Annotated in this window: 2 protein-coding genes; one reads left to right on the top strand and one right to left on the bottom strand. The window is 61.7% G+C overall.

Annotated features, from left to right (window positions below; genetic code table 11):
* A partial coding sequence (locus tag NKI05_RS16635; protein ID WP_352792682.1) for a beta strand repeat-containing protein occupies window positions 1-4923 on the bottom strand: 4923 nt, incomplete at its 3' end.
* A 322-nt stretch (window positions 4924-5245) separates the two neighbouring features.
* Here NKI05_RS16635 and NKI05_RS16630 point away from each other — a divergent pair.
* Window positions 5246-6184 carry a transglutaminase-like cysteine peptidase gene (locus tag NKI05_RS16630; protein WP_352792680.1) on the top strand — a complete coding sequence of 313 codons (939 nt, stop codon included), beginning with the start codon at window positions 5246-5248 and terminating at the stop codon, window positions 6182-6184.
* Window positions 6185-6215 lie beyond the last annotated feature (31 nt).

Below are 6215 nucleotides of genomic sequence, written 5' to 3'. Positions count from 1 at the left end.
CAGCACATTGCCGGTCTCGGCGGTGAACTGGTTGGACGCAACACTGTCGGTATCGGCGTGTGCGGTCGGCACGTCGTCGACGATGGTGATGACGATTGCCGCCGGGGCTGACGAGGAGGTGCCGTCCGACACGGTGAGCGAGAAGGTCTCGGTCTCGGTGACGGCGGGAACGTCCGTGGTCGGACTGGTCAGCGTGTACTGGTAGGTCGCTACGCCAGTTACCGCGTTGTAGCCGGTGATCAGCAGCGTGCCGTGGTCGCCCGGGAAGGTCGAACCGTTGAGGCTGCCGATGGCAACCGTGGTGCCGCCGATGGTGACGCTCTGGACGTCGTCGAGGCCGTCGGGGTCCGATACCGTGAAGGTGCCGGTCGCCACCGTGCTGCCGTTGCCGGCCGCCGAGCCCGCCGCAAGGCCGGCTTCATAGACCAGGTCGTGCGCGCCGGCCGGGTTGCCCTGGTCGACGACGATCTGCGGCACGTCGTTGGTGCCGTTGATGGTGATGGTCAGGGACGCCAGAGCGGTATCGCCGTCGCCATCCGCCACAGCATAGTCGAAGCTCTCGGCCACGGTCTGGCCGACATCCAGCGCCTGTACCGCGGCATACCCGGCCGGGTTCTGGGCTTGGGTGTAGAGCACATATGTGTAGCTGCCGTCGGCGCCCACCGTAAGCTGGCCGTAGGTTCCAGCAACGTGGTTGGCAACGGCGCCGTCCCAGGTGATCGAGCCCAAGCCGTCGGTGCCGAGGTGATCCGCGTGGCCGTCGGTTGCGTTTGCGTCGGCGCCACCCACGCCCGTGATCACATTGCCGTCTGCCGTGAGCGGCCCATCTTCGGTGACCGAGTCCTGATCGTTGACCGCAACCGGGCCATCATCCTGGAATTCGATGCTCAACGCGACATGGGATACGGCGGTGCTCGTGTCGCCGTCGAAATCGGTGATGGTGGCCTTGACGTGCAGGTCGGCGGCGACGGTCGCTATGTCGTCAAAGGCTGCGGTGCTTGAACCGTCGACATTGTGAGCGATCGGCTGATATTGCCCGATCCAGACCGCTCCGGTCGGATCGACATAAACCTTGAAGACGTCGACGCCGTTGGCAGAACCAACGAGAACGCCGTCCGCATTTGTCGAGAGCATGATCGCCGAGCCGTCGAGTGTCTTCAGGCCGGAATCGACGTTTGACAGCGGATTGCCAATCGCGTCGGTGACGGCAAACGAGAATGTCGCGTCGTCATCGGCGCCGACCGAGGCGTTGAAAAGGCCGAGCGCGCTGGCTGACGATTTTGCGTAGCCCAACGCCCCCGGCTCGTCCACCAGAGCTGGCGGGGAGAGAGCGGTGTCATCCGCCGGATTGGGATCTGCGGCGTTGTTGACGCCGGCGGACTCGTCGTGGCTGACCCGGAAGACCTCGGTCTGCGTTGTGACTGTCGTGACCTTGGCTTCGATGCCGAAGATCTTGAACGGGTTGCCGCCAGTCAGGGTCGCATCGGTTCCGCCAGCGTTGGAATCGAAGGTAAAATCGTTGTAGTTGCCCACCTTGAGCTGGTCGAACGGGGTGCTGCCGATGACCTCGACAGTCGCACCATCGGGCACGCCGGCGAAGGCATAGCCCACCTGCACGCCGCCCTCGAAGACAGCCGTGCCGGCCGTCAGCACACCATTGATGCTCACGGTGAACGGCTCGAATGTGCCACCGTCCTTGGCGCCGATGAACATCACGGCGGCTTCGACACCCTGGGCTTCCGCAACATCGATCGTGAACTTGACCGAGTCGACGTCGTATGAACCACCGTCGGTGATGCTGGGCGGATTCGGATTGTTGGGGGCGATGACAAGATTGTTGACGAAGTCCATCGTCACGATTTCGGGGCCGGTCAAATGCGGATGGGTTTCGTATCCGTCGATGATCTGGCCGTCGCCAACGCCGATCTTGGTGCCGGTGGTGTTGACGGAATTGTCGCCTTCGTTGATGTCGACGGCGCTGAGCTTGATGTCGTGGTTGCCTGCGCCATCCATGCCGCGAACATCGGTGTTGCCGGCCTGCAGCGTGTAGACGATCGTTTCGGTCGTGGTTGTGGTCGTCGTGCCGGCATCCCGCGCGACGATCTGCGGAACGTCGTCGAGCACCTGGACCTTGAATGTACCAGCCGCCAGTCCGATGGTATCGCCGTCACCGTCCATGGCAACGACAAAGGCCGAAAGATCGATACCGCCATTGGCAAGCGTATTTTCGGTGTTGTCGCCCGGGAGCATATCCAGAGTCGGATGATCGATCTGATCGATCAGGGTGAAGACATAGGAGCCGTCCGCACCGACGGTCAGGGTGAAAACAGGACGATCCGTGCCCGCCTGATAGCCGGCGCCGGCGCCTACATCGACATAGCCGGTCAGGGTCGTGCCGTCGGAGACGATGAGGACATTGCCGCCTTTCGAATCAAATCCCGAATCCGATGGGGTGGTTTGGGTGACAAGGCCGAAGGCCGAAGTCGCATTCGGGCCGTCAGAGCCGAAGTCGACGATTGCATTCAATGCGCCGGCAGCACCGATGGCAACCGCGGAGTTTGTTCCGGTCACTTCGCCAGGCTGAAGATTGTCGGCATTTCCGGTGGACTGGCTGTTGTGCAGACCGTCTTCGTCGACATTCGCGGTGACCTGGGCGGTGCCAGTAACCTTCGGCCCGTCATCGTCGAAGGAGAATGCGGAGCCTTGGCCGTTGATCAGGTCGACGGTCGCCTTCTCTGTGATGGTGTCGCCGTCGCCATCCTGGCGCGTTACCTCATATTGCAGCTGAACCTGGCCGCCATTGGTCAGCGACAGATTGAGTTCGGAATCGAACTTGTTGCCGTCGGCGCCATGGTTGAGCGCTTCGTAGAGCGTGGTCTGCAGCTGCTCGGCGCCAGGCGCCCCGGTGATCGCGATGGTCAGAACCTGATCGCCATGCGTGTCGCGGCCGACGATCACTCCTCCTTCGAGGAAGAGCGTGACGGCGCCGCCGTCGGTGGCGGTGAGATTCGTGGCAAGGCCACCGGCCGGAATGCCGGTAAAGCTCAGATTCCCGGTAACGGTACCAGGACCGTCCGAACCATAGCTGCCGCCGACAGTGAACAGATTGGTCAGTCCGCCTGCTACCGCGGTGTTGACCTGCGCCAGGCCCGGACCGGCATCATCCGTGTTGGCGTTGCCGCCGGCATCTTCGGTCTCGCCGATAGCGCCATTGTAGCGATCCGCGCCAACCGTCTCGTCAAGCTCGACGGAAAGCAGGCCAGCCGCTCCATCGTGGGCGCCGACCGTTAGGCTTGGCCCATCGTCGTCGAAGGAGAATGCGGAGCCTTGGCCGTTGATCAGGTCGACGGTCGCCTTCTCGGTAATGGTGTCGCCGTCGCCGTCCTGGCGCGTTACCTCATATTGCAGCTGAACCTGGCCGCCATTGGTCAGCGACAGATTGAGTTCGGAATCGAACTTGTTGCCGTCGGCGCCATGGTTGAGCGCTTCGTAGAGCGTGGTCTGCAACTGCTCTGCGCCGGGCGCGCCGGTGATCGCAATGGTCAGGACCTGATCACCCTGCGTGTCGCGGCCGACAATCACTCCTCCTTCGAGGAAGAGCGTAATGGCCCCGCCGTCCGTGGCAATGAGATTCGTGGCAAGGCCACCGGCCGGAATGCCGGTGAATGCCAACTGCCCGGTCGTGCTGCCCGGTCCGTCTGCACCGTAGACGCCGCCAACGGCGAATAGCGAAGAAAGGCCACCCGCCAGGCCGGTCGTCACCTGGGCCAGGCCAACGCCGTCATCCGTGTTGGCGTTACCGCCGGCATCTTCAGTCTCGCCGCTATTGTAGCGGTCGCCGCCGACCGTCTCGTCGAGTTCGACCGAAAGCAACTGTGCCGCTTGCGCAGTTGCCTGGACCGAAAGCGTTGGGCCGTCGTCCAGCACACCAATATTGAGGGTCGCGGTGGCCGGATCATTGTCTGTGTCTGTAACCACGACGGCAAAGCTGTCGGAAACCCCCTCGGTCGTTCCGGTCGATGAGTTGTCGTGATGATCAAGAGTGTTGTCGGCAAGGGTATAAATCCAGCTATAGCCGTTCGTAGGATTGCCGGTGACCACGAGCGTGCCGTATTGCCCGGCAACGCTGCCGCCGTTGGTCACGTCCACACCGTCAATGACAAGCGTCCCGATGCCATCACCCGAGACGATGTTGAAGGTCCCTGAAACCTGCTCGGCGGTGCTGGCCGGGTCCGTCCCGTCGGAAAGCGCGGCCTCGTTGACGACAAATCCGGAGCCGATGTCGATTGTCGGCGTCGTATCTTCTTCCCTGACCCCGATCGTCAGCTCACGCGGCTCCAGCCGTCCAAATTGCAGGTCCGTCGGCGGCAACAATGCGGAAAGATCGAAGCCGTCGCCGATACCACCTGGGGGAATGGTGAAGTCGCCGCCGGCACTGCCTGGGGCGCCGCCCGGGCCGGCCGAGATCGAACCATCGGCACCGAAGGCGACATCGACGTGGCTCGCTTCAAGAGCGGCCAGCAAGGCCACGCGCGGAACTTCGACATCACCGATGATGAAGGTCGGCACGTTGAGCGCGCCATCCTTGATGAGGATGACTGAACCGTCGGCCTGTTCCAGCAACAGATTGTGGCCGTCGACCTTGATGTTGTCGATGGAGACGTCCGCCGGAAGCTTCACGATGTTGCTGGCGTCGGCCACGTATTCATGCGGCGCGGCTGCCGCCGGCGCTTTCGCCTCCGCGGGTGCTGCCGGCTGAACGGGTGCGCCACTGCCGACATCGACCGGCACCGGCTCGGCAGGCGCCGCCTGAGCGGCCTGCGCTACCTGGATGCCTGCCTGCGATGGCGAGCCGCCATGTTCATGTGAAGAGTGCTCGTCCCAAGAATTCGAGACGGTATCCAAATCGTTACTGGTCGTCATCGCCAAACCCCTCCGGCATTTCCCGGATAGAGACAGTGACGACTTCTGCTTTGCAACTGTCCCGCAATCAATTTCATATATCCCGGTATGCAAGTCTCGGCATTTTTTACGTGTGGTAAACCCGGAAGATATAATCTGATATACATTGACCGCGCCGCGCTTCGTTTATATCCGCCGGCTGAGCTGGATTGGTAAACAGAAGTATAAGTTTGAATAAAGTTTTACACAAAATAGGTATTCCCGATTGAAGGAAACTTATCCACCTTCCTTTCCAGTAATTTGAGACAAGATTGGTACCGTCCACAGTCAAGAGGTGGGCGTTATGAAAAAAGAAAAATCTGCCCTGGGAATAACCGGGCTCAGGCTCATCCTGCTGGCAATGGCGATCACAAGCCTGCCGCAGCCATCATCCGCGAAAGCAATTACCGTGAATGCCGGCGCTGCCGCTGGAGTTCTGGCGGCGGTCGAAACCCCTTCCAGTCTCGGCGGCGTTTCGCTGGCTCGGCCGCAGCCATGGCAGCCGGTTTCAGCCTACCGGATCGGCATGATTTTCAGCAGCTCTGTTGCCGTTGATGAAAAGCGTGGTTCTTCGATCGCGCCGCCCGCCGCCGGGATCGACCCGATCCAGACGGCGGCGATCATTCCCGGCGTGTTCGGTTCTGTTGCCCTGTCGATGCGCAATTTCCCGGTTTCGGCGCGCTGGGCGCCGGTCTACAAGGCAATTGTCGACTGTACCGCGAGCAGCGCGTGCGAACGCAAGAACAGCGCCTTTGCCGAGATCGTCAAGGCAGCCGGGAACAAGCGCTTCATCGACAAGTTGTCCTTCGTCAACTCAAGTATAAATCGCGCCATCGCCTACAAGAAGGACAGCGCGGTTTACGGCAGGCTCGACTACTGGGCCAAGCCCGCGGAAATCCTTGAGCGGCGGGCAGGGGACTGCGAGGATTTCGCCATCCTCAAGATGGCCGCGCTGCTGCATGCAGGCATCCCGGCGCAGAGCATGTCGCTGGTCGTCTTGCAGGATCGCAAGCGCGGTTTCTTTCATGCCGTGCTGTCGGTCAGCACCGGCAGCGGCGTCTTCATTCTCGACAGTTTGAGCAATGTAGTTTCCCGCGACACAGACCTGCCGACCTACGTGCCGCTGTATTCGTTCAGCACCGATCGCGCGTGGATCCATGGCGCGAAGACCGGTTCTGCTCAAACAGCCGATATCAAGGGCGGCGTTTCGACGGTCGCGCCTGGTGAAGGTGTGCAGCCGTAAGCTCCCATCAGAGAGTCTTGAGCGCTCTATC

The organism is Mesorhizobium sp. M0771, from assembly GCF_040320155.1.
GTDB lineage: Bacteria > Pseudomonadota > Alphaproteobacteria > Rhizobiales > Rhizobiaceae > Mesorhizobium.
Note: the sequence above shows the minus strand (reverse complement) of the source record. Positions and strands in the feature narration are given on the sequence as shown.

Excerpts from the sequence above, each read along its gene's own strand:
- NKI05_RS16630 (WP_352792680.1), top strand. The coding sequence starts at position 5,246 with ATGAAAAAAGAAAAATCTGCCCTGGGAATAACCGGGCTCAGGCTCATC.